Genomic DNA, 23,688 nt, shown 5'->3' on the forward strand with positions numbered 1-23,688 from the left:
GGTCGGACAAATTGCCACGACCATTTATCCAGTAAGAACGACGAATATGGGTTCTAAATAATAATCAGTTGTACTACTATACCAACCCATTACCGAATCTATACATATCCCTTACTTACTGGGTTCTTCTACGCGCATAGAGGCTTAACCTGTATGAATACGACAGACGTTGATAACCAAGGTCGCTCGGCTTCCCTCGTAGCTAAAAACGCCGCTAAAGTGCTGGCCGTTGTCACTACATTAAGTCTGCTAGCTCCTTTGAACGCATTGGCACAAAATGCCGCTGCTCCCACTCAGTCGACAGCCGTCAGTGCTACGCCAGCTCCGGCAACAGCTAACCCTGCTGCTACAACGGCTCCTACGGCTCCCGGTGCAGCCGCTGATGAAACCCTGCCTGAAGAAGATGTAGTGGCTGAAGAAGGTGCAGGCTTAGCAGGACATGACCTGTCTCCTTGGGGCATGTACCAAGCGGCTGATATTGTGGTTAAAGGAGTCATGATCACCCTGCTGTTGGCTTCGGTCGCTACTTGGACTATCTGGTTGGCTAAAACCATCGAGTTAAGCCGCGCTAGACGTCGCCTGCGCCGCGAGTTGTCAGACCTCAGAGGGGCTCGCTCGCTGAATCAAGCTGCTGAGCAAGCTACTGAAAAGCACAGCTTTACCGCCGTACTGATTGAGGATGCTCAAGAGGAGCTGCGCCTTTCTAATCATCTAATCCGCGAAGAGAAAGAAGGCATCAAAGAGCGTGTATGTTTCCGTCTGGATCGCCTTGTCGCTGCTTGTGGCCGTGAAATGAACAAAGGTACCGGCGTGCTGGCTACCATTGGTTCTGTGGCTCCCTTCGTTGGTCTGTTCGGTACCGTTTGGGGAATCATGAACAGCTTCATCGGGATTGCTAAATCTCAAAACACCAACCTTGCCGTTGTGGCTCCCGGTATTGCGGAAGCTCTATTAGCTACCGCGATTGGTCTGGTAGCAGCGATTCCTGCGGTTATTATTTACAACGTCTTCTCACGCTCCATCGGCACTTATAAAGCTGAAGTATCAGATGCTTCCGCTCAAGTCCTGTTGTTAGTTAGCCGTGATTTGGATACTGCACAGCTTTCTGGTGGTGATAACCGCACAGGATCAGCGGCTATGCCCCATGTCCTCAAAGTGAAGTAAGCAGGTCAAGCAAACATGGGCATGAATTTAAAAGAAGGTGGTAGTGACGACCTAACAGAGTCTCACGATATCAACGTTACCCCCTTCATTGACGTTATGTTGGTGCTGCTGATCATCTTCATGGTGGCAGCGCCTCTATCAACAGTTGACGTTAAGTTGAATTTGCCCGCTTCAACGGCTAAGCCAGAGAAGCGGCCTGATAAACCTCTGTACTTGAGCATCAAGGAAGACAAAAGCCTATATCTGGGTAATGAAGCAGTGGATTTGGCTGACCTAGGTACTGAACTGGACAGTCTGACTCAATCGAATAAGGAAACCGTAGTCTTTGTTCGCGGTGATAAAGAGGTTGAGTATGGCCGTTTGATGGAAGTAGTGGACGGCTTGCGTGAGGCGGGTTATCTGAAGATCGGCTTAGTTGGACTTGAGACACTCGGAAAGTAGCATGAACAATATCCGTAAGTGGCCATTGTGGAGCTTCAGCTTGTTGGTAGTGCTGGGCTTACACATCGGTGTGGCACTCTGGGCATTGTTCTGGCGTGTCAAGCCACCGCCCTTGATTCTACCGCCAGCGGCTCCGGTGATGCTGGCTCAGTTAGAGCCTTTGCCTCCGCCCCCACCACCGCCGCCGCCTCCAATTCCGACCCCCAAGGTTGAGGCGGAATCTGAACCCATGCCTAAATTGGCTGAGGCTCCTAAGCCCGCTTTAGCGGTAGCTAAACCTAAACCTAAGCCTGAACCCAAAAAGGTTGTTGAAAAGAAACCTGAGAAAAAAGTCGAGCCGCCTAAGAAGCAACAACCGACTCCACCTAAGCCGGTTGAAGAAACAGTAGCTAAGAATCCACCGCCTGCGGACGCTACGAAGTTCTCAAACTCAGACTCTACCAGTACCTCCAATGCACAGAGCACGGCGCGCTCAACAGGTCAAGGTGGAGGAGCAGGATCTCCTCGGGCTGGCAGTTCTGTAGGCAGTGCAGAGGCTAAGGCTTCTTGGCAGGGTTTGCTGTTGGGACATTTATCCCGTTACAAACGCTACCCTGAGGCGGCTAAACGTATTGAGCGTCCGGGGGCTAAGAAAATTAACCGTCTGCGGTTCGTGATTGATGCCTCGGGCTATGTGCTGTCTTATGAACTGGTGGGGTATTCTGGGAACGATCTGCTGGATCAGGCCACTTTGGATATGATCAAACGAGCACAACCCCTACCACCACCGCCGCCAGAGCTGCTTAATAACGGCACTTTGGAAATCATAGCCCCCTTAGTGTACGAGCTGAAGCGCGACTGATTGATCGAGCGAAGGAAAGACCACCAGTAGATGGGCGCAAAGTGCATCTGCTGGTTGGTTCTTAAGGCAGCTAACCGTTATGCTTGGCGGCAAGACATACGGAATATGCCCATGACCCTAACTGAACTGCGCTATATCGTTACTCTGGCTCAGGAGCAACATTTTGGGCGGGCAGCTGAGCGCTGTCATGTAAGCCAACCTACCTTATCCGTTGGCGTTAAAAAGTTGGAAGATGAGCTAGGCATTCTGATTTTTGAGCGAACCAAAAGTGCCGTGCGTTTAACGCCTGTGGGTGAAACCATTGTCACTCAGGCTCAAAAGGTTTTAGAGCAGGCTCAAGGCATTCGCGAACTGGCCCAAGCGGGTAAAAACCAACTGGCCGCACCGTTAAAAGTCGGGGCTATTTACACCATCGGCCCCTACTTATTCCCCCATTTAATTCCCCAGTTACATCGGGTAGCGCCTGAGATGCCGTTGTACATTGAGGAGAACTTTACTCATATCCTGCGCGACAAGCTGCGTACTGGAGAGCTGGATGCTGTCATCATCGCCTTGCCCTTTCAAGAAGCTGATGTCCTAACCCTAGGTTTATACGACGAGCCTTTTTATGTCGTGATGGCCGCTGATCACCCTTGGACGGCTTTAGACAGTATTGAAGCCGATCAACTCAGTGATCAAAACTTGCTGTTGTTGGGGGAAGGGCATTGTTTCCGTGATCAGGTACTAGAGGCCTGTCCGACCCAAAAAAACGATAACTTGCATAACACTACGATTGAATCCAGCTCCTTAGAAACCATCCGCCACATGGTAGCTTCAGGATTAGGGATTTCGGTACTTCCGCTGTCGGCGGTGGAAACCCATCACTATGCACCGGGTATTTTAGAGGTTCGCCCTTTGGTTAAACCGGCGGCTTTTCGTACCGTGGCTATTGCATGGCGCGCCAGTTTTCCACGCCCTAAGGCCATTGAGGTGTTGGCCGATTCGATTCGTTTATGCTCGGTCATTCGGACAGGTATTTCCAAGGGCTAGCCTATGTCTGAGGCATTAGAGGCTCCTGTGACCTGCTTGCAGGGTGTTGGCCCTGCTTTAGCGGAAAAGCTCGCGCGTATAGGCCTCTATTCGGTGCAGGATTTAGTCTTCCACCTGCCCCTGCGCTATCAAGACCGCACCCGCATTACCTCTTTGGGCTGCCTTCAGCCGGGTCAAGATGCGGTTATTGAGGGCCGTATCCTGCTGGCTGATGTTGTCAACGGTCGGCGGCGGAGTTTGTTGCTGCGCCTACAGGATGGCACTGGAAGCATTAGCTTACGTTTTTATCACTTCAGCTCAGCCCAGCAGCAGAGCTTTAAGCGGGGTGAGCGTATCCGCTGTTATGGTGAGGTTCGCGCAGGGGCTTCGGGATTGGAAATGTACCATCCTGAATACCGTTTGCTGACTGCTACTGAGTCTCTGCCCACAGAGCAAGCCCTGACTCCTATTTATCCGACGACTGAGGGGCTAACTCAGCAGCGCTTGCGGACTCTGTGCCAGCAAGCCCTTACGCTGATGCAACAGCACCCTTTAGAGGATTGTTTGCCTTCCGCTTTAATTGATCACTATGGATTAGGTGAGTTAGAGGCTGCAGTACAGTATCTACACCAGCCTCCTGCTCAGGCTAATCTTAGGGAGTTAGCTAAGGGTCGTCATTGGGCCCAGCGGCGTTTGGTATTTGAAGAGCTATTAACCCATCAACTGTCTTTGCAACGCTTACGGCATCAAATACGCCGTCAAAAAGCGCCTGCATTACCTGTTTCTAAGCACTTAGTGGCCCGTTTTTTACAGCAGTTAGGTTTTTGCCCAACGAAGGCTCAACAGCGGGTAGGCGCTGAGATTGCCCAAGACCTAAGCCAGCCTCGCCCCATGCTGCGTTTAGTACAAGGCGATGTTGGGGCTGGGAAAACATTAGTAGCAGCTGTAGCAGCCCTGCAAGCCATTGAGGCTGGTTATCAAGTGGCACTCATGGCCCCCACCGAGTTACTAGCAGAACAGCACTATTTAAATTTTCAGCGCTGGTTTGCTCCCTTGCAGATTGACCTAGTGTGGTTGACCGGAAAGTTAAAAGGGAAGGCGCGTGCAGCCAACTTAGAGCGCATCCAACAGGGATGCTCCTTAGTCATTGGTACTCATGCACTGTTCCAAGCTGAGGTTCAGTTTGCTGCCTTAGCCCTAGTAATCATTGATGAGCAGCACCGCTTTGGAGTGCAGCAGCGTCTAGCGTTGCGGGAAAAAGGCGTACAGGGTTTGTTGTGTCCGCATCAACTGATTATGACCGCGACCCCCATCCCCCGTACCTTAGCCATGAGCGCCTATGCGGATCTGGATACCTCCATTCTGGATGAACTACCACCGGGACGAACTCCTATTGAAACCCGAGTGCTGGCCGATACACGACGTGATGAAGTGATTGAACGGGTACGCAGTGCCTGCATTGAGGGCCGCCAAGCCTATTGGGTATGTACCCTGATCGACGAATCCGAAGAATTAACCTGTCAGGCGGCTGAAACAACCTTTAGCGAGTTATCGGAGCGGTTAGCGGAGTTACGTCTAGGCTTGATACATGGGCGTATGAAAGCGGCTGAAAAAACAGCCATTATGGAGCAATTTAAATCAGGTGCTGTCCATCTGTTAGTAGCAACGACGGTTATTGAAGTAGGTGTGGATGTGCCCAACGCCAGTTTGATGATTATCGAAAATCCAGAACGTTTAGGATTAGCTCAGCTACATCAGTTGCGGGGACGTGTAGGACGCGGGATGGCCCTCAGCCATTGCTTACTATTATATCATGCCCCTCTGTCTTATCAGGGGCGTGAGCGGCTGGCGATCATGCGTGAAACATGCGATGGTTTTATCATTGCAGAAAAGGATTTGGAGTTACGTGGCCCGGGAGAACTTTTGGGAACTCGTCAAACAGGGCTGTTGCAGTTTCGGATAGCAGATTTGATGCGTGACGCTACTTTGCTGCCAGAGGTGCGGGATGCAGCCCGCCAAGTTGCCAGCCAATGGCCTGACCGTATTGCCCCTTTGTTAAGGCGTTGGCTACCTCGGGGACAGCACTATGGTCAAGTATGAGTCACTGATGCACTGAGTAATAACATTTAAAACAGTACCAGCATCTCTTATCAGGTCACACACATGGTTGCATCCGTCATTGTCGAATCTTCAGTCCCTATCCAGCAACTGCTGGAGGCACAGGGTATGACTGAGCACCGCCTGCAACGCGATCAAACAGGGTTGCTAGAAGCGCAACAGCGCGTGCAAGGCGTGTGGATGGAAGACGGTTTAGGCAACCCCTTGTTAGTGTTATATCCGCGATCGCAATTATTAGATCTGGCATATATTCCTCACTTGATGGGGCGGCACTGGCAAGTAATGGCTGAAGAGCGGCAAAAAGCCTTATTGGCTCAGCATACCCTAGGTTTATTTGCTTGTTTGATGGCTAAAGTTCCAGTGTTGTGCGAAGCGAGATTACTGGAGCAAGAACAGTTATTCCTAGAGTTTGGCCAACCGGGATGGTTATTAGATATTTCCATAGAGGCATTTAAACCGCTGCTCAGTCATGCGCGTATCGAGCGTTTTGGGATCGCTTTAACTGGGATTCAGCCTGCAAATTTGGATGAAGCACGGACTAAAAACCCACACTCTTTTACAGGGCAAAGAATTTATCAGCGTTTGGATGAGGTGGTGGAAATTCCCCCTTTGTCGCAAACCGCTCAGCGTCTTCTGATATTACAAAATAACCCCAAAGCGGACGTGGGGGATTTAACCCGGATTATTGAAACTGATCCCCCTTTGGCCGCTCAGGTTATTGGCTGGGCCTCTTCAGCCTATTACGCCTCTGTAAGCAAAATACACTCAGTACAAGATGCCATCATGCGCGCTTTAGGTTTTGAGCGTGTGCTTAATCTAGCTTTGGGATTAACTTTAGACCATAACTTGCAACTGTCTGATCAAGCAGGTACGGATCGTAATGAATATTGGCATCAAGCGATCTATACCGCCATGCTGGTTGATGGTTTGGTTAAGTTAGTACCTGCTTCAAAGCGGCCTGAGCCGGGATTAGCTTATCTAGCGGGACTGCTGCATAACTTTGGTCATTTGATATTGGCTTATGTATTTCCACCGCACTTTGCCACACTATGCCAATATCAACAGGCTAACCCACATTTATCTTCCGATATATTAGAGCGCTATTTATTAGGTGTTACCCGTGAGCAAATTGGCGGTTGGTGGGTACAACGCTGGCACATGCCGGAAGAATTAGCCGCTGCGCTTTACTATCAAAAAATGCCAGATTATCAGGGGGAGCATTCGGTATATCCGAACCTGATCTATTTGGCTGTTAATTTACTAGGACAACGAGGTATAGGTACAGCCTTAACCTCTGAGATTCCAACGGCTTTGCTGATGCGATTGGGTTTAAACTTAGAACAAGTAGAGCAGGCATTAACTTTAATGTTAAAGGCTGAGGCAGATCTACGGGAATTGGTTAAACAAATACAGTCGCATACAACGCATTGAGAGAGCTTTCTGAGTTAATAAATTCACTTGCTTGTATTTTCTGGAGTTACTGCGAATGTCAACAGTAGATCACGTGCTTTCTCTTTTAATTCTCGCCATTGGGGTAGCCAGCTTCTAGGATATTCGAGGGAAACGTAGGAGCTCCACTCAGGAAACTCAAAGCGATGAATACATTTATGATAAAATACCGGATTTGGTAATCTTCCGTTATAACATCTTATTAAATCCGTCACGATGCCATCCATATTTCCTTGCCAGTATAGTAACTTATTCCAGATTTCAAATTTCTCTATACCTGAGCCTACAGGTTCTGCCCACTGTAAACCAATAACTTGGTCTGTACCCTGTAAAACGTAGTATGCTCCCGCACTATTACTGTCATCTTTTTTATATTTCGGAGCAACTGAGTTTTCAGGTAATCGCTTAATGATTCCTTTTAGGTTACGTGCCAAGCCATTTTCAGGTGTTTGAGGTGGACGGGGATTAGTTGCAAGAGACTCATCCAGTCCAATTAATAACCATGAGTGCTCTCTATCTGAAGATCGGCTGTCCCAATAACTCTTAGTGTTTTCAGCATTAACGGGTTGCATATCTGGCCAATGTACATAAATGGCAAAAGAGCTCACACCATCTTCAAAAGTGCGCTCTTCTGGTTTTTTATCTCCGGGTTTGGTGGGCTCCCAAATACTTTTATCATGGTATGCAAATGGAAAGTAAAAATAATTTTTTGGTATCGCTATGGGTACACCGTTAATATTACCTTTACGGATTAAAATACTATTTTGCTTTACATCTTGTGCTAAGGATGAGTTTTTATCAAGTATACGAGATACATCTATTTTTATTAAAATCGAAATTAATATACAGGAGATTATTATAATTAATAATTTAATAAAATATTTTATAAGGCTAAAAAAAGCATTCATTATCTAAAACCTAATCAGTAAACTAAATAAATATAATTTTTATGAAAAAGTTTGTTAATAACACTTTTAGCCTCATTTAAATGTTTTAAATATATAATTACCAATTAGTTAGACTAACTGGCAGTTAACAACCATAGCCTAATCTTTCAAGTGTGCCAGTGTTTCAACATCAAAATTTCAGCACTGGCTTAGAAACACTCCAACGCAGCCCTAGGAAGGATGCTGTAACCGTCCTTTATTTAAGGTTTGCGAGAACACCCCAGCCGAATCCATTTTCACTCTAAAAGAGAAACTGCTGCTGAATCAGGCGACTTTTTCGATCTAATGCATGTCGCCATGCTATGGGGCATGATGTTTCCTTTGTTCCTAATCGCTGACCCTTATTATTTTTGATAGGAGTGCATGATGAGTGTCGATCTGGCCCAACTGAGTCAAACCCGTTACACCACCAAAGCCTTTGATCCTGCGCGTAAAATTCCGGCAGAAACTTTGGAGCAACTGTTAACTGCGCTGCGTAACAGCCCCTCCTCGGTTAATTCTCAGCCTTGGCATTTTGTGGTGGCTTCGAGTGATGAAGCTAAAGCGCGCATCGCTAAGGCCACGCAACCGGGATATGCCTATAACGAGGCCAAGATTCTTAGGGCTTCTGACGTGATTGTGTTTTGTGTGCGCAGTGATTTGGATCAGCCTCACTTGGAGGCGGTACTGGATAAAGAAGCCGCCGATGGCCGTTTAGCCAATGCTGAGGCTAAAGCCACCCAGCATAAAACTCGTAGCTTTTACGCTGATTTGCACCGCTTTGAGCGCAAAGATCTGCAATTTTGGATGGAAAAGCAGGTGTACATTGCCTTAGGTGTTCTGCTGCTAGGGGCGGCGGTGGTCGAGGTGGATGCCTGCCCCATTGAGGGCTTTGACGCCAATATTCTGGATGCGGAATTGGGTCTGCGTGAGCGTGGCTTAACCAGTTTGGTGCTGGTGAGTTTGGGTTATCACAGTGGCGAAGACTTTAACGCCCAATTGCCCAAATCCCGTTTGGAGGCAGAGCAAGTCTTTACCCGTCTTTAAGGGTTGCTAAGCCTAGGCTCGTACCGAATAAAAAAAGCCTCCGCTTGGGCGGAGGCAAACAGGGGGATAATTGTTTAACTCGGTTTAGACTTAATCAGGAGCAACGGCTGGCTGCTTGCACCCTTGGCCCCAGAAATACCCGCGCATAGATACGAATAATAGATAGCCCCACCACGATAAAACTCAGGCTGACTAAAAAGGCCAACAGCACCTGATCCCCGCCGATATGGGCAAACATCAAATCCTCACCGATAAAGGTGGGACTGATGGGAAACCCGGTAACGCCCAAACAACAGAGTAAAAACACAAAGGCCGTTTGTGGATGATCCTGTACTTGGCCGTGAAACTGATCTAAGTCGATATTCCCCTCTAAGCGGCGCATGCGTTTTAAGCACCAAAATCCGATCAACCCTGCAATAGCTACACCGCTCAGGTAGAGATAAGTTTCGTTAAAGCTAAATTCCGCATTTAGGGATACGGCCAGAGCGATCCAAAAATGCGTCATTAGGGTCATTAGCCAAGCCATGCGGGTGCGGCGGCGCTCAGCAAAAGAGCGCAGCACAAACAGCAGAGCCACAAATGCAAAGACCAGCGCCAACAGGTGCGCAACGGCAGCGGGCACGGAGCCCTTATGGTAGGCCACATAAAGCCCAGCGGCATACACCGGAATAGAAGGGATCAGCACCCGCCAAAAGCTGAGGAAATCCAGCTTATGCCCCAGCATCTTGATGGGATTCCACAGACAGCGGTACATCCAAGAATCCAGATTGAATTCTTTGAGGGACAGCATATACAGGGTGCTTTCCAGCTTTTTCGGCCAAGATTGCCCAAGGTGCTGACTGCGCGGCACAAAGTTATAAAACTGCTCGCGGATCAGATAGCTCACTACCGAAGGTGAGACCAGCAATTGATAGGTACGCAGGAAGGCGTTACCCGCAAAATGCACTAGGGCCAGCGTATGCCATCCCGCCGCTACTTCCACAAAAATCAGCCCGATTTGAGCGATGGAAGCATAGGCAATCTGAGCTTTAATCGCTGCTTGTGAACGGGCGATGATGGTGGCCACCAAACAGGTGGTGATGCCTAGAGCCGCAATAATCAGACGTACCGAGACCTGGTCCTCCCAAAACGGAAAGGTACGCAGGAGCAAAAACACGCCCATATGTACCGACAGCGAACCGTAAAAAATCGCACTGGAGGGCGTTGGGCCTTCCATAGCTCTGGGCAGCCAACTGGAGAAAGGCAATTGGGCTGATTTACCCGCCGCTGCGACCAAAATCATCAGCGAAATAAAGATGCCGAGGGCGGTGCCCGATTGCAGATGCTCTTGCACATAGGCGTTATCGTGCAGCATCTGAAAGGTCACGTTCTGGTGGAACAGATTGTGGTTCATCCAAATGGCCAGCAGTAAGCCCACGTCTCCGATGCGGTAGATGGAGAACACTTTGACCGCATTTTTAACCGGCAAATAGCGATCACGGTAGAACGCAATCAGCAGGAAGGAGGTAATGCCTAACATCTCCCAGCCGATGAACATGGTCTCCAAATTACCGGAGAACACCACGATGTTGTAGCCGGCATAAAAAAACAAAATAGTGCTGAAAAACCGTTTGTAGCCGGACTCACGGTGCATGTAGTAGCGGCTGTACACCGCCACCATAAAGGTTAAAAAAGAGCCAACGAATACATAAGCCGCCGTCACACGATCAAAGAAAAAATCGAGGTAAAACTCGTACCCTTGACCCTGAAACAGGGCAAAACTTTTCAGTTCCAGCTTAGGAAATCCCACCGCTGCCCAATACAACCAAAACAGATAAAAAGCCAGCGCATGGCCGACGAAGGTGATGATGGCAATCTGTGCAATACGGGCTTCGTTTTGGCGTTTTACCAGCAAACTGGCGAAAAATCCCACCAAGGGCAGGAAAATAAATAGCTGTAAAAAGGCATTCATCGTGCTGACCTAGTTGAGGGTGTAAACGGGCAGATCCTCGGTACGGGTTTCGAACAGGCGTTCTAAATTCGAGGCCTTGTCGATCTGCGTAGTGAGAGGCTCATAGGGCACAAAATGGCCTTGGTGCAGCCGAAACAGCGCATGGGTTTCAGGGTGGATGGAGACCAGGTTGATCCATGAATTACGGAACCATTCGTGGGTCGGCTCGTGGCGCTGAATCGCTGCTTCAATCACCTCAGGGAAGTGCTCAACGATGATCATCATCCGAATCGGGTTGTGAATTTCGATCATCTGACTGGGCAATCCGGTACGCAGGTCGCCGTCATTGCCGTTAGCTACGCCGATCAAGCCCATGACGTTGTGGGGTAGTTTGCTGCCTGCGCCTAATTTTTGGTTATCCACGCGGGAGAAGAAATACTCCAAATTAATCCCACCCGTGACCGGAGCCGCAGGGCGCAAAATGTTGGTTAGCAAATCCCCGTTGGGGTCGATGCGGTAGTCGTAAGAGTTGAGGAAGGCGCGCCGATCCAAAAATACTTTTCGGGTTAAGGCGCGGCGGCCCACGATGCACAGGGCGTTGGTGGCGTGGTTGAGTTCAGGACGCGGCTCAAACAAAGACACAGAGCGCCGTTTTACCGCATCATGCACTTGCTTCGGAGGTTGTAGGCTGTTGGTGAGTTCGAAGCGACGGGCACGTTCTTTAGCGTTTAAATCCAAAGCTTCTTGGAAGATGGCCGCAGTGCGGGCATGTTGCGCCTGCTGTGCTTGACTGAGCCCGGTTTCATCGTAGAACACCACCTCGTCACGGGTGGTATCGTGCAAGGCTCCAATAAAGCGCGTGCTGTCAGGGATTTCGATGCCTTTTTCCGCCAGTTGCTTGCGTACTTCCGGGTGATTGAGGATGTAGCTGATCACACGGGCGTTTACTGATCCGGGGCGACCACAGCAGGCACCGCAGTCGTATGCCGCGTAATAGGGATTGTTCAGACTGCTGGCTCCGTGGCCTACGATGTACACCAGCGGCGCAAAGTCGCGAATCAAGCCGATGCTTTTGAGCAACCCTTCGGCGCGCAGGGTCATTTCATTTAAGGTGAAACCGATTTGCAGCCCCTGTTCACGATCTCCTTGCGCTCTGTTTTCGATGGTGAGCTGGGCGAGGTGATCCATGTGTCGGAAGGAGGAGGCCGTTGCCGGGGTCAAAGAGGGTTTAAACAGGTTAAAGCCCAGTTTGACCGCCGACCAAAAGCCTAGGGTTTGAGTAATGAGCAAGCCACCCAAGAGTTGGTGCGATTGCTTATGCAGATGAGGTTCGCTTTGTAATTTATTCAGGCTGCCCTGTTCTTTAATCAAATATTTGGGCGTGATGGGGCCGGGGCACACTTTGGTGAAGGATTTACTGTGTTCGGGCTGAAAGTAAAACTCCACGCCGAAAAATCCCGGAGTACCAAAGGTCTCACACTGGGCATCCAGTTGTTCCAAATGCTGGCGGAAGGAGCCGATGCGGTCGTCAATGCAAAACAGCCCCTGAAAGCTTTTTTCAGTCAGTGCGTTTTGCTCAGGGTTTTGGTGCTGTAGTGCGGTCAGAACCGGATCGTAAAAACTCCATTCAAAGGCCTCTTGCCAAAGGGCTAACACCTGATGCAAGGGCGTTTCGGGCACTTCGGCCAATAAGTCCTCATACAGGGCTTCGGGGGCGCTTAACGGGAGCCAGCCGTGGGGAAAGTGCTCGTCCAGTGCATCAAGCTCCAGCAGCAGCTCGAATAAAATCAGGTCGTGCAGGCTGATACGGCGCTGGTCAATCAGGGTGTCCGGCTGTTGCTCAATGACCGCCACAATGCCCGACCAGCCCGGATGGGCAAATTGCTGATCAAACAGATAGCGCGCATACAGGCGTTCATCGGCCACCAATTCAGCCAGTAAGCGCGGGATGCTCAGGTCTTCTTGTTGCAGCCATTGGCGGGCACGTTCCCCCCGAAACAGGCTGGTGAGGCTGTTTTGCTCTAACGCCCGTAGCGCGTTGAGAAAGCCCAACTCCGCGTGGGGAAAATTCCAAATGGCGATGCCCTGATCCAGATAGCTGCACAGGATGCGAAACAGGCCGGGATGCACCCGTGAGTCTAAATCAAGCTGTCGATCTTTTTTCCACAGGGCGCGCAATTGCCCGATCCGAGCGGGAGGAAAGGGATCTAGCTGAGCCTGTAAAACCAGCTCAGTCCAATGCTCTACCTGATCACCGGCTTGCTCGCGGATTAAGCGCATCAGGATATCGGGATTGATCTCTCCTTGTGCATAGCGCCGGCGAAACTCTTCCAGTGTCAGTGAGGTGCTGTAACCAAGAATGCCCGATGCCGTCCGCAGGGCCTCGTAAAAGGGGCGCTGTTGGAAGGCATGCAGGCTGTTGTGGTGCACAAAGTCTTTCAACGGAGCCTGAGCTGGCAGGTAGTGCTTTAGATCATGCAGCACCGCAAGCTCATCAAAAACGCCCGACCTAGGGGCGGTTACCGCTGGAGCAGTCATTACGAGATCTCCCGAAATGGAGCAAAAGCCACATCCACTGCCAAGTCACGGGCTAGAACTGGGATGCCAGATTGTTGATCTGTGGTTCACAGAGTATTCACAGATTGATGCGTAAAATTACATTTTGAAATAAATAAGCGACCTTGTTTTTCGTTTAAAACTCTAACCAAGGCATTAGCACCATGTAAATACTCTGATATCAATATATTTTTTTAGTTCTTTGGTAGTAATACCAAATAAAGATATTTCTAAATATTGCAAAAAACAGCGTATAACTTGATTATTTGCAACCACGAATGACTGATCAAGTCAATATCGTGACACTTCTGTCGCAATAGGTAGCAAACTATGAAAGCGCTTGATATTCCTGCTGATGGATGGGAAGGACTCCGAAAGCATTGGCGTGCCGATATGCTGTCGGGGTTTTTGGTGTTTTTGCTGGCGTTACCCCTAAGCTTGGGGATTGCTAAGGCCAGTGAGTTTCCACCGGCGATGGGGGTGTTAACCGCCATGATCGGTGGGCTATTGGTGAGCTTATTGGCAGGATCACGGCTGACCATCAAAGGCCCAGCGGCGGGTTTAATTACCCTCTGTGCCGGTGCGGTGATGGAGTTTGGCGGCGGAATGACCGGCTGGCATATGGCCCTCGGAGCCATGTTGGTGGCGGGTTTGCTGCAAATAGCCTTCGGGTTTTTGCGCTTTGGCACCCTAACCGATTTTTTCCCGCATTCTGCGGTGCATGGCATGTTGGCGGCCATTGGCCTGATTATTTTTGCCAAGCAAATCCATGTGTTATTGGGGATTGATCCGGCGACCTTAAAAGGCGTAGGGCTGATCGGCTTATACCAAGCGATTCCTCATTCCATCGCGAATGCTGATCCGCGTGTGACCTTGGTCGGTGTGATTAGCTTGGTGATTATTTTCGGTATGCCGTGGGTGGCGCGTGCCATTCCCTCACTGAAAAAAATCCCCGCGCCTATGGTGGTGTTGCTGGTGTCCGTACCTATGGCCATCGGCATGGATTTTCGCCATACCACTCCGGCTTTTGATCTGGTCAGCATCGGTGATTTTTGGGGCAATATCGGTTTTAACCCTGACTTTTCCATGATCAGCACTGCCGCCTTTTGGAAGTATGTGGTGATGTTCTTGTTCATCAATTGCCTTGAGTCCTTGCTCACGGTGAAGGCCATTGACGGTCTTGATCCTTGGCGGCGGATTTCCAACACCAACCAAGACTTAGTCGCGGTGGGTGCGGGTAATACGTTGTCAGCGGCTTTGGGCGGCTTACCGATGATCTCTGAGGTAGCGCGTAGCTCAGCCAATGTGACCTTTGGCGCCCACACCCGTTGGAGTAACTTCTTTCACGGCCTGTTCTTATTAGTGGCCATGCTGTTGTTTATCCCAGTGATTGAGATGATCCCCAATACAGCGCTGGCCGCTTTGTTGATTTCCGTGGGTTATCGCTTGGCTTCACCCCATGAGTTTTTTAAAACCTATAAGATCGGCCCAGAGCAATTGGTGGTTTTTGTCATCACCATTGTAGTCACCATTTCCACGGATTTATTGATGGGGGTGGGCGCTGGGATTCTGACTAAGATGGTGTTTTTAGTCTTCCATCGTGTGCCGCTGAATAATTTCTTTAAGGCCCGTTATCAGTCTCAAGAAACGCCCAGTGGCGTGCAGATTCAGGTACAGGGTTCCGCTTTATTTTCTAACCTGCTGAGCTTTAAAAAACTGTTTAGCCGCTTAGATACCAGCAAATCCATTCAGATTGACTTTACTCAGGCTCATTTGGTGGATCACACCTTTATGGAGTTTTTGCACCATTGGCAAGAGGAATGCTCCCATGCGGGAGGAAGTTTAACGCTGGTTGGGTTTGATCGTTTTGATGCCTTTTCCAGCCATCCTTTGGCGGCGCGTAAAATACGGCCCAGCATGGCTTAATCTCAGTCATTGAGGGTACTTGGGAGGCTTTAGCCTCCCTGTTTTGTTTGAGTATCAAGGCGCTAAATGGGCTAGAGTGGGCCGTACTTTGATTGCTTTTGGTCGTATCTGATGACGGTTTTTTCCCTATTACGAGATGCTTGGTTCTTTTACACCCGTCATTTGGCTGTGGTGTTGAGCCTGTGTTTACCCCTGATTATCTTGGAGAGTCTGACGCGCCAAGCCTTAGAGCATTGGAGCACTGAGCAGACCTTACCCATTCAGGATTTAGTTGCTGGTTTGTTGTTCTATCCGTTGTATACCGCTGTATTAATTGTGCTGATGGATGCACGCGGCAAGAACCAGCACCCTAGTAATGTTTGGTTATTGAGCCAGGCGTTTCAGCGCTGGTTGCCTTTGGCGGTATTGGTGGGCTTTACTTCATCGCTGATTATTCTGGGCGGGGCGTTGTACATCCTGCCGGGGATTTGGGTGATGGTGAAAGCTTCGATGTCCGAATATCTGCTGGTTCAGCGCGGCTTGTCGCCCTTAGAAGCGCTGCGGGATAGTTTTATCCTTACCCGGGGACGCTTTGGGCTAATTCTTAGCTGTGTGCTGCTCACACTATTTCCTCTGATGGCTCTGGATGTGCTGAGTGTCCAATGGACTCAAGGGGATCCCCTGCTGAGGGTACTGACAGACGCCGTTTTGGGTTTAGGTCAGAGTTACACTACCGTCTTATTTTTCCGCCTGTATATGCTGATTGTGCCGCCCGTGGCTTCTTAAGTACTTTTTCAACTTCTGTTGAGTTTGTGCATTTTACTTAAGAATCCCTTAAGCCAGAGCTTTCACCATTGACCCTAAGTTCATCACCTAGGGTACCTGCGTATGGAACTGGCTGGGGTGGCACATCACAATCCGTTGGCTCGGATTGGTCTTGATCAATCGCTGCATTGTTTTATCAGTCATCAAGACCAACAGGATGCTCGACGCACTCACACTGAATCCTTTATTCGCACCTGCTTTGCCCAACACCATCAAGCCCATATTCGCCAGTTCATGCCGGATTTGATCAGCTTAGAAGACGAACATGGCCAAATTCAGGGAGCCTTTGGGCTACGCATGGCGCAGCATCAACCGCTGTTTTTGGAGCGCTACCTAGATCAAGGCATAGAGCACACCCTAGCTCAACACTGGAAAACCCCAATACAGCGCTCAGAAATCATTGAGGTCGGTAACTTAGCGGCTCAAGGTGCTGCTTCTGCTCGTTTTCTGATTGTCTGCCTCACCCATTTGTTGGCTTCTTTGCAGGTGAATTGGGTGGTGTTTACCGGAACCCCCGGTTTGTTAAACAGTTTTCGGCGCTTAGGGATTGATTTGATTAGTTTAGCTAAAGCCGATCCAGAACGTATGGGAGCAGAGCGGGCTGATTGGGGGCATTACTATGCAACCAACCCACAGGTGACGGCCGGTTATGTTCCTGCGGGCCATCAACGCTTGATTCAGCAAGGCATTTATCTGCGGCTGGGATTTACCCCTTTTTATGCCGCTGAACAGGAGTCGCTCCATGTCGCGCATGGTTGAGGAGTTTTGGGCTCACCTGAATGACTGGGGTGATCGTTTAGCCTTAAAGGATAAGGAGCACTGCTTCAGTTACCGACAGCTTAAGGAAGAAGTGGAGCGCCGTAGCCAGCATCTGCAAGCGCTTGGGGCGCAGCGTATCGGCTTAGCCTTAGATAACGGCGTTGAATGGATTTTGTGGGATTTAGCCATCGTGCATGCACGGCGGGTATCCGTACCTATTCCCGGATTTTTCTCGGCGCAACAGCAGCGGCATGTGTTAGAAAACGCGGGCGTTGATCTGCTGATTTATGATCGCACCAGCCAAGCGAGTTTACCTCTGGGGTTGTTTGAGCCGCTGCAAACCTTGGGTATGGCGCAGCGCGTTTTAGCGCAATACCCGGAAGTGCCCGTGGGGACGCAAAAAATCACCTATACCTCGGGGACTACCGGACAGCCTAAGGGCGTTTGCCTCAGCATTGAGCAGCAGCTTCAGGTGGCTAAAAGTCTGTGGCAGGCTACCGAATGTGCCGACATCCAGCGCCATCTGTGCGTACTGCCCCTAGCCACGCTGCTGGAAAATTTAGCCGGTGTCTACAGCCCGCTGTGGGGTGGCGCTTGCATTGAGGTATCCGGCCTGTCAGAGGTTGGCCTGTCGGGTGCTAGCGGTTTTGAGGTGCAGCGTTTTTTAACCAAGTTGCACCAAGTCCAGCCCAATAGTCTGATCTTGCTGCCTCAATTATTACTGGCCTTGGTGACGGCAGCAGAACAGGGTTTTCTTCCCCCGCACCGCCTGAGTTTTATCGCTGTGGGCGGTGGTCATATATCCCGTCAGCTTTTAGAGCGCGCCGAGCAACAGCAGTTGCCGGTGTTTGAAGGCTATGGTCTGTCTGAGTGCGCCTCGGTGGTGTGCTTGAATACACCTCAAGCTCGGCGTTTGGGCACTGTGGGTCGTCCTTTGGCCCATGTACAACTAAAGCTGTCCGAGGATCAGGAGGTGTTGGTTAAAGGCTCCTCCATGTTGGGTTATCTCGGTGAGCCTTCCAGTCACTCAGAATGGATGACCACAGGCGATTTAGGCCAACTGGATGCTGAGGGTTTTCTACAGCTCAAGGGGCGGCGTAAAAATCAATTCATCACCGCTTATGGGCGCAACCTCAACCCAGAATGGATCGAAGCGGAACTGACGCAGCAAAGCTGTATTGCCCAAGCTTGGGTATACGGTGAAGCGTTACCCCGTAACTGGGCAGTATTAGTGCCTAGAGGCGCTACCCGCACTCAAGCGGAGTTACAGGCCGCTGTAGATCAAGTCAATGCTGCATTACCCGATTACGCTCGAATTCACCATTGGCTATTAGAACCTCAGCCTTTTACCGCTGATCGTGGATTAACCACCGCTAATGGTCGTTTACGCCGCATGGCTTTGTTTGAGCACTACCGTGCTCAGCTTCCCTTACAGCCGCTTGTTTAGTGAGGCCATTTGGAATGTCTTTCTTCGAACACCTACAAAATGTAACGGCCACCGAGCGCAGTTATCTGTTACAGGCTCCGGCCATTAAACAGGCATTAAAAGGTCAGCTATCCCTAAGTACCTACATCGCCTTTTTGATTCAAGCCTATCACCACGTCAAGCATACATCGCCTTTGCTCATGGCCTGTGGTGCGCGTCTGCCTGAGGATAAGGAATGGCTGCGTGAGGCTATTGCTGAATACATCGCGGAGGAAAAAGGGCATCAAGAGTGGATTTTGAATGACCTTAGGGCCTGCGGTATGGATGCAGAAGCCATCCGTCATCAGACTCCAGAGTTACCTACTGAACTGATGGTGAGCTACGTCTACGACTACATCAACCGCCGTAGTCCTATGGGTTTTTTCGGCATGGTTAATGTGTTGGAGGGCACCAGCATTGCCTTAGCCACTCAGGTTGCGCAGGTACTGCAAGGAAGTTTATCTCTGCCACAACAAGCCTTTAGTTACCTCACTTCCCACGGCAGCTTAGATATTGAGCACGTTTCTTTTTTCAAAACCCTGATGGATCGTTTAGATGACCCGCAGGATCAGGCCCACGTGATCCATGTCGCCAAGGTGGTCTATCGGCTGTATGGCGATTTATTCCGAACCCTACCCCTATCGGATGCTCATTGAGGAGCTTGCAACATGGAACTTAAGCATTGCCATATTCTGCTCACCGGCGCTAGCGGTGGTATCGGTCAAGCCTTGGTAGAGCACCTGTGCGCCGCCGGCGCCAAAATGCTGTTGGTTAGCCGTAACACCGCCGCTTTAGAGCCCTTAAAGCAGCGCTATCCCGAACAAATTGACAGTATCCAAGCTGACTTAAGCTTGTCAGAAGGCCGCCAAGCCGTTGTGGCCGCTGTGGCACAAAAAGGCTCTATTAATTGCTTGGTCAACGCTGCGGGGGTAAATGAATTCAGCTTGCTTGAGCATCAAACCGAAGAGCAGATAGCCCACCTGATACAGGTGAACCTCACTTCGACCCTACAACTAACTCAGCGCCTGCTGCCGCTACTGCGCCAACAGCCGCAAGCACTGATTTTGAATTTGGGCTCAACCTTTGGCTCCATCGGTTATCCGGGATTTGCCACCTACTGCGCCAGTAAGTTTGCGCTACGCGGCTTTTCTGAAGCGCTGCGTCGAGAGCTGGCCGATACGCCCATTAAGGTTTTATACATTGCACCCCGTGCCACCCGTACCGGAATGAATACCCAGAGCGTAGTAGCCCTAAATGATGAGCTAAACGTTGCTATGGATGATCCTAAAACCGTTGCGGCCCAAATAGCGGCGGCCCTTCAGTACGAGCATGAGCTGCTGTATCTGGGATGGCCTGAGAAGTTTTTTGTACGCTTAAACAGCCTATTGCCCGGCATTGTGGATCGCGCCCTGCGTAAGCAATTGCCTGTGGTTCAGCGTTTTGCGCGTCAGCGCCCTTAAGTGTGTTGGATAGGATTGGTGCAGCCCATGAATTTTATTAAAGCATCTTTAGTGCTCGTTTTAGCCAGTGTGCTTAGTCTGCCGGTGATGGCCTCTAACACCCAAGAACTCTTGGTACATTTGCAAGACCGCTGGGTTGAGGTGAACTACCAAACCCCGGAAAAAGCAAAACCAGCCGCCTTTGAGGCTTTATCCAAAGAAGCAGAACATGCCCTAGCGCAGTACCCAAAATCTGCTGAGTTATTGATTTGGACTGGCATTATTCAATCTTCTTGGGCGGGTGCGGCCGGAGGCTTAGGGGCTTTGGATTTGGTCAAAAGCGCCAAGGCTAGTTTAGAGCAGGCGATAAGCATTAACCCTAAAGCCTTAGATGGCTCAGCCTATACCAGTTTGGGCGCTCTGTATTACCAAGTACCGGGTTGGCCCCTAAGCTTTGGCAACGATAAAAAAGCTGAAGAGTTGTTAAAGCAAGCCTTGGCGATTAACCCAGAAGGTATTGATCCTAACTACTTCTATGCTGATTTTTTGATACAGCAAAAACAGTACAAAGAGGCGCGCAGGGTGTTTGAAACAGCCCTTAAGGCTCCGGCTCGACCCGGACGGGCCAAAGCGGATGAATTTCGCCGTGAAGAAATTCGCCAACGCCTAGCCCAATTTTAGCCCTGAGCCGCATAAACTCCGTTTCATAGGCTCTGTCGTTCAATGGGCAGCACATAGGGAGGTTGGGGCGTATGCGGATTTTACTGGTGGAAGATGATGTCCAGCTAGGCGAGGGGATTCGCATCGCCCTAAAGCCTGAAGGCTATACCGTAGATTGGCTACAGGATGGGCAAAGTGCGCTGCATGCCCTCAAATCGGAGCACTTTGCCTTGGTGTTGCTCGATCTGGGTCTGCCCCGTATGGACGGATTGAGCCTACTTAAACACCTGCGCTCAGAACATAATCCAGTCCCAGTGCTGATTCTCACAGCTCGGGATGCCACCAGTGACCGCATTGCTGGACTGGACTGCGGTGCAGACGATTACCTCATTAAACCCTTTGATGTGGAAGAGTTAAAAGCCCGAATGCGGGCTTTGCTGCGCCGCAGCGTTAATCGTCCGCAGCCTGTGTTGGAGTATCGGGGCATCCAACTGGATCCGGCTACCCAGCAGGTGGAGTACCAAGGACAGCCCGTGGTGTTATCGCGCAAAGAGTTCTTGCTGCTGCACGAGCTGCTGGCACAACCGGGGCGTGTATTCACACGGGACAGCTTACAGCAGACTCTATACGGTTGGGGGGAGGAAATCGAAAGCAATGCCCTCGAAGTACACATCCATTATCTGCGTAAAAAACTCTTCTCTGACCTGATTCGTACCGTGCGTGGCGTAGGCTACTTGGTGGAAAAAGTCTAATGCGCTCCTTACGCACGCGAATCTTGTTGCTGGTGCTGAGTATTTTTGGGCTGTTTTTACCCATCATCTCCTACAAAAGCTATTACGATGCCCGCCACGAGGTAGAAGAGCTGTTTGATGCTCAGCTTGCCCAAAGTACGCGCTTGCTCAGTGGATTGTTGCACCGCAATATGAACCCCAGCACGCTGCGCTCTCTGCAACAAATGCTGGATGAGGCGGCTTTGCATCATAAGGGACAGGAGGATTTACCCGCCTCCACCAATATCTTGCTACAGGGCCATCCCTATGAAACTAAAGTGGGATTTCAGGTCTTTACCCAACGGGGACGGCGCATTTTGCACTCTGCCAGTATCCCAGATGATGCTTTGCATGTATTGCTGGAGTCACATGGCTTAGCCTCTGATATCAAAGACCCTTTTAGCCATCCGCACCTTGGGGGCTACCACAGCTTGATGTTGGGGGAATATCTATGGCGATTGTTTCTGCTCCATGACCATGTGGATGATCTATGGATTTTGGCTGCCGAGCGGGATGATGTACGGGGTGAGTTGATTGAGAAAATCATGCGCCATAACCTGATGCCAGATGTCGTAGGTTTGCCCCTGTTGGCGATATTTATTTGGTTTGCGGTTCATTACGGGTTGCGGCCTTTGGAATATATGACCCAACTGCTTAAAACCCGTGCCCCTGATAATTTGTCTCCATTGCTGATCAGCCCATTACCGCGTGAGCTAGAACCCATTGCGGCTTCCCTAAATCGCTTACTGTTGCAGGTGCGGCGGCTCCTTGAGCGGGAAAAGCAGTTTTTGGCCGATGCCGCCCACGAACTGCGCACCCCGCTTGCGGTATTGCGCATTCACCAGCAAAACGCTTTAGCAGCGCAAACAGAATCTGAACGTATGCATGCGCTGCGTAATCTGGGGACAGGGGTGGAACGAGCTACCCGAGTGGTTAGCCAACTACTCACCTTTGCACGTTTAGAGCCCCAAGCGATACAACTTAATATCCAACGATTGAATGCTTTGAGTGTCACGCGTACCGAATTGGCTGAGATTACGCCTTTGGCTTTAGCCCGCCATCAAGAGCTGACCTTAGAGGCTGATGAAACTCAGGATTATCAGCTATTCATGGATGCCGCGAATTTCAGCACCTTGCTGCAAAACTTGCTCAGCAACGCCATTCAATACACCCCAGAGGCTGGAGTGATTCAGGTTCAGTTGGAAGCCCACGAGGACTATTTAAGTCTACAGATACAAGACAGTGGGCCGGGTGTACCTGCGGCCTTCAGGGATAAACTCTTTGAGCGGTTCTTTCGTCTAGGGGCCGGGCAGGGCGCGGGCTTAGGGCTGTCCATTGTGGCGCGTATCCTTGAGCTTCACCAAGGACGCATAGAGCTGGGAGCCTCATGCTTTGGTGGGTTGTCTGTACGGGTTGAGCTGCCGCGCCATCTTCCGGCCCCAGCGGATGCAACTTCTTAGGCTAGGGTTACAGCGTACTTAAACACCGACTGAGCGACTGGGCTATCTGTTCTAAAAGTTGCTCATAGCCTTGGGCTGTGACCGGAATTGAGCCGCCCAGTGCATCGAGCTCGGCTAAGGTAACGGGCAAGCCCTGAGTCAGGCTCTGAGCAAGGCGAGGCCGTACTGGCGGCTCGCTGAACAGACAGCTTGGCCCCGCGTCTTGTAATTGAGTGCGCAGTTGAGCCACATACCGCGCTCCGGGCGTATTTTCCTCACTAAAGTGGAAGGCCGCTCGGTGTGCTAGCCCGTAGACTTGTTCGAAGTAGTTATAGGCCTCGTGAAACACAAAAAACGGCTTATCCGCAACGGGTGTGAGCTGCTGTTTTAAGCGCTGGTCTAACTGATCCAAACGCTGGATAAAAGCGGCTAAATTGTCTTGATAGGTTTGGGCGTGGCTGGGATCGAGTTGGCTTAAGTCTTCGGCCATTCGCCGGGCAATCTGGCGCGCATTGACAGAAGACAGCCACAGATGAGCATCGAGGCTGCCCGGTTTATGTTCAGCATCGGCATGATCGGTTTCTGCGTCATGCTGATGATCGGAGTCGCCAAAATACTGCAGTTGTAGATCAGGTAACTCCTGTACCGCTTGAGTGCCTGTAGGTCGCTGCTTCAGTATTTCGACCAAAAAGCCTTCCATACTGGGGCCAATCCAATAAAACAGATCGGCTTGATGCAGGCGGCGTATGTCCGAAGGTCGCAGGCTGTAATGATGGGCAGAGGCTCCCACAGGGAGCAATACATCAGGCTCACCTACGCCATCCTGCACCGCAGCGGCGATCAGTTGCAGCGGTTTAATGCTGGTGAGTATCTGAGGCTGAGCTTGGGCAGAGCCAAGCGCCATTGTCCCAAAAATCAACAGGGTGAATGAAAAAATACGGCGCAT

General features: G+C 50.4%; 20 protein-coding genes. 16 read left to right on the forward strand and 4 right to left on the reverse strand.

All coding sequences use genetic code 11. From position 1 onward, the window contains the following. Positions 1–153 precede the first annotated feature (153 nt). The 6 genes from exbB (at position 154) to LX59_RS05585 (ending at position 7,003) form a co-directional block, all read left to right on the forward strand. A complete protein-coding gene (gene exbB, locus LX59_RS05560; protein WP_144570857.1) occupies positions 154–1,164 on the forward strand; it encodes a tonB-system energizer ExbB in 1,011 nt (336 codons plus the stop codon). Between the two features lie 15 nt (positions 1,165–1,179). Next, the gene (gene exbD, locus LX59_RS05565) at positions 1,180–1,605 is read left to right on the forward strand and encodes a TonB system transport protein ExbD (protein WP_144570858.1); all 426 of its coding nucleotides are present in this window, start codon (positions 1,180–1,182) and stop codon (positions 1,603–1,605) included. Between the two features lies 1 nt (position 1,606). Then, positions 1,607–2,446, forward strand: coding sequence for a TonB family protein (locus LX59_RS05570; protein ID WP_144570859.1), 840 nt, complete (start codon positions 1,607–1,609; stop codon positions 2,444–2,446). Positions 2,447–2,557: 111 nt separating this feature from the next. Next, on the forward strand, positions 2,558–3,475 hold the full coding sequence (locus LX59_RS05575) for a hydrogen peroxide-inducible genes activator (protein ID WP_144570860.1): 918 nt from the start codon (positions 2,558–2,560) through the stop codon (positions 3,473–3,475). 3 nt (positions 3,476–3,478) lie between these two features. Beyond that, entirely contained in the window at positions 3,479–5,554 is a 2,076-nt protein-coding gene (gene recG, locus LX59_RS05580; protein ID WP_144570861.1) for an ATP-dependent DNA helicase RecG, read from the forward strand. A 63-nt stretch (positions 5,555–5,617) separates the two neighbouring features. Next, on the forward strand, positions 5,618–7,003 hold the full coding sequence (locus tag LX59_RS05585) for an HDOD domain-containing protein (RefSeq protein WP_144570862.1): 1,386 nt from the start codon (positions 5,618–5,620) through the stop codon (positions 7,001–7,003). 23 nt (positions 7,004–7,026) lie between these two features. Here the strand turns inward: LX59_RS05585 and LX59_RS05590 are convergent, their stop codons facing one another. Further along, positions 7,027–7,929, reverse strand: coding sequence for a hypothetical protein (locus LX59_RS05590; protein ID WP_144570863.1), 903 nt, complete (start codon positions 7,927–7,929; stop codon positions 7,027–7,029). A 405-nt stretch (positions 7,930–8,334) separates the two neighbouring features. Here LX59_RS05590 and nfsB point away from each other — a divergent pair, with 405 nt between their 5' ends. Further along, positions 8,335–8,994: an oxygen-insensitive NAD(P)H nitroreductase gene (nfsB, locus tag LX59_RS05595; RefSeq protein ID WP_144570864.1), complete on the forward strand. Its 660-nt coding sequence runs from the start codon at positions 8,335–8,337 to the stop codon at positions 8,992–8,994. Between the two features lie 94 nt (positions 8,995–9,088). Here the strand turns inward: nfsB and LX59_RS05600 are convergent, their stop codons facing one another. Together LX59_RS05600 and LX59_RS05605 are read right to left on the reverse strand one after the other, a co-directional pair. Then, positions 9,089–10,945, reverse strand: a complete 1,857-nt coding sequence (locus LX59_RS05600) for a proton-conducting transporter transmembrane domain-containing protein (RefSeq protein ID WP_144570865.1) — start codon at positions 10,943–10,945, stop codon at positions 9,089–9,091. Positions 10,946–10,954: 9 nt separating this feature from the next. Then, complete coding sequence (locus LX59_RS05605) at positions 10,955–13,462, reverse strand: YbcC family protein (protein ID WP_144570866.1); 2,508 nt, start codon at positions 13,460–13,462, stop codon at positions 10,955–10,957. A gap of 348 nt (positions 13,463–13,810) precedes the next feature. Between LX59_RS05605 and LX59_RS05610 the strand changes: the two genes are divergently transcribed. The 9 genes from LX59_RS05610 (at position 13,811) to LX59_RS05650 (ending at position 22,763) form a co-directional block, all read left to right on the forward strand. Continuing rightward, on the forward strand, positions 13,811–15,406 hold the full coding sequence (locus tag LX59_RS05610; protein ID WP_144570867.1) for a SulP family inorganic anion transporter: 1,596 nt from the start codon (positions 13,811–13,813) through the stop codon (positions 15,404–15,406). 111 nt (positions 15,407–15,517) lie between these two features. Then, a complete protein-coding gene (locus tag LX59_RS05615) occupies positions 15,518–16,171 on the forward strand; it encodes a YciC family protein (RefSeq protein ID WP_144570868.1) in 654 nt (217 codons plus the stop codon). Between the two features lie 102 nt (positions 16,172–16,273). Continuing rightward, positions 16,274–16,969 carry a thermostable hemolysin gene (locus tag LX59_RS05620; protein WP_144570869.1) on the forward strand — a complete coding sequence of 232 codons (696 nt, stop codon included), beginning with the start codon at positions 16,274–16,276 and terminating at the stop codon, positions 16,967–16,969. Continuing rightward, positions 16,953–18,416 carry an AMP-binding protein gene (locus LX59_RS05625; protein WP_246118683.1) on the forward strand — a complete coding sequence of 488 codons (1,464 nt, stop codon included), beginning with the start codon at positions 16,953–16,955 and terminating at the stop codon, positions 18,414–18,416. Before LX59_RS05620 ends, LX59_RS05625 begins: the two co-directional genes overlap by 17 nt. 14 nt (positions 18,417–18,430) lie before the next feature. Further along, positions 18,431–19,090 (forward strand): iron-containing redox enzyme family protein, encoded by a 660-nt coding sequence (locus LX59_RS05630; RefSeq protein ID WP_144570870.1) that lies wholly within the window; start codon positions 18,431–18,433, stop codon positions 19,088–19,090. A gap of 12 nt (positions 19,091–19,102) precedes the next feature. After that, a complete protein-coding gene (locus LX59_RS05635; protein ID WP_144570871.1) occupies positions 19,103–19,894 on the forward strand; it encodes an SDR family oxidoreductase in 792 nt (263 codons plus the stop codon). A 27-nt stretch (positions 19,895–19,921) separates the two neighbouring features. Next, positions 19,922–20,554, forward strand: coding sequence for a tetratricopeptide repeat protein (locus LX59_RS05640; RefSeq protein WP_144570872.1), 633 nt, complete (start codon positions 19,922–19,924; stop codon positions 20,552–20,554). 71 nt (positions 20,555–20,625) lie between these two features. Next, positions 20,626–21,285: a response regulator gene (locus LX59_RS05645; RefSeq protein WP_144570873.1), complete on the forward strand. Its 660-nt coding sequence runs from the start codon at positions 20,626–20,628 to the stop codon at positions 21,283–21,285. Then, positions 21,285–22,763 carry an ATP-binding protein gene (locus LX59_RS05650; protein WP_144570874.1) on the forward strand — a complete coding sequence of 493 codons (1,479 nt, stop codon included), beginning with the start codon at positions 21,285–21,287 and terminating at the stop codon, positions 22,761–22,763. The genes LX59_RS05645 and LX59_RS05650 overlap by 1 nt, the downstream gene beginning before the upstream one ends. A gap of 7 nt (positions 22,764–22,770) precedes the next feature. Here LX59_RS05650 and LX59_RS05655 read toward each other — a convergent pair whose 3' ends face one another. Further along, positions 22,771–23,688 (reverse strand): zinc ABC transporter substrate-binding protein, encoded by a 918-nt coding sequence (locus LX59_RS05655; RefSeq protein ID WP_144570875.1) that lies wholly within the window; start codon positions 23,686–23,688, stop codon positions 22,771–22,773.

This window comes from Azomonas agilis, from assembly GCF_007830255.1.
GTDB classification, from domain to species: Bacteria; Pseudomonadota; Gammaproteobacteria; order Pseudomonadales; family Pseudomonadaceae; genus Azomonas; species Azomonas agilis.

Bases quoted from the DNA above. Each gene is read 5' to 3' on its own strand.
- exbB (WP_144570857.1), top strand. From the start codon at position 154: ATGAATACGACAGACGTTGATAACCAAGGTCGCTCGGCTTCCCTCGTA.
- exbD (WP_144570858.1), top strand. From the start codon at position 1,180: ATGGGCATGAATTTAAAAGAAGGTGGTAGTGACGACCTAACAGAGTCT.
- LX59_RS05570 (WP_144570859.1), top strand. From the start codon at position 1,607: ATGAACAATATCCGTAAGTGGCCATTGTGGAGCTTCAGCTTGTTGGTA.
- LX59_RS05575 (WP_144570860.1), top strand. From the start codon at position 2,558: ATGACCCTAACTGAACTGCGCTATATCGTTACTCTGGCTCAGGAGCAA.
- recG (WP_144570861.1), top strand. From the start codon at position 3,479: ATGTCTGAGGCATTAGAGGCTCCTGTGACCTGCTTGCAGGGTGTTGGC.
- LX59_RS05585 (WP_144570862.1), top strand. From the start codon at position 5,618: ATGGTTGCATCCGTCATTGTCGAATCTTCAGTCCCTATCCAGCAACTG.
- LX59_RS05590 (WP_144570863.1), bottom strand. From the start codon at position 7,929: ATGAATGCTTTTTTTAGCCTTATAAAATATTTTATTAAATTATTAATT.
- nfsB (WP_144570864.1), top strand. From the start codon at position 8,335: ATGAGTGTCGATCTGGCCCAACTGAGTCAAACCCGTTACACCACCAAA.
- LX59_RS05600 (WP_144570865.1), bottom strand. From the start codon at position 10,945: ATGAATGCCTTTTTACAGCTATTTATTTTCCTGCCCTTGGTGGGATTT.
- LX59_RS05605 (WP_144570866.1), bottom strand. From the start codon at position 13,462: ATGACTGCTCCAGCGGTAACCGCCCCTAGGTCGGGCGTTTTTGATGAG.
- LX59_RS05610 (WP_144570867.1), top strand. From the start codon at position 13,811: ATGAAAGCGCTTGATATTCCTGCTGATGGATGGGAAGGACTCCGAAAG.
- LX59_RS05615 (WP_144570868.1), top strand. From the start codon at position 15,518: ATGACGGTTTTTTCCCTATTACGAGATGCTTGGTTCTTTTACACCCGT.
- LX59_RS05620 (WP_144570869.1), top strand. From the start codon at position 16,274: ATGGAACTGGCTGGGGTGGCACATCACAATCCGTTGGCTCGGATTGGT.
- LX59_RS05625 (WP_246118683.1), top strand. From the start codon at position 16,953: ATGTCGCGCATGGTTGAGGAGTTTTGGGCTCACCTGAATGACTGGGGT.
- LX59_RS05630 (WP_144570870.1), top strand. From the start codon at position 18,431: ATGTCTTTCTTCGAACACCTACAAAATGTAACGGCCACCGAGCGCAGT.
- LX59_RS05635 (WP_144570871.1), top strand. From the start codon at position 19,103: ATGGAACTTAAGCATTGCCATATTCTGCTCACCGGCGCTAGCGGTGGT.
- LX59_RS05640 (WP_144570872.1), top strand. From the start codon at position 19,922: ATGAATTTTATTAAAGCATCTTTAGTGCTCGTTTTAGCCAGTGTGCTT.
- LX59_RS05645 (WP_144570873.1), top strand. From the start codon at position 20,626: ATGCGGATTTTACTGGTGGAAGATGATGTCCAGCTAGGCGAGGGGATT.
- LX59_RS05650 (WP_144570874.1), top strand. From the start codon at position 21,285: ATGCGCTCCTTACGCACGCGAATCTTGTTGCTGGTGCTGAGTATTTTT.
- LX59_RS05655 (WP_144570875.1), bottom strand. From the start codon at position 23,688: ATGCGCCGTATTTTTTCATTCACCCTGTTGATTTTTGGGACAATGGCG.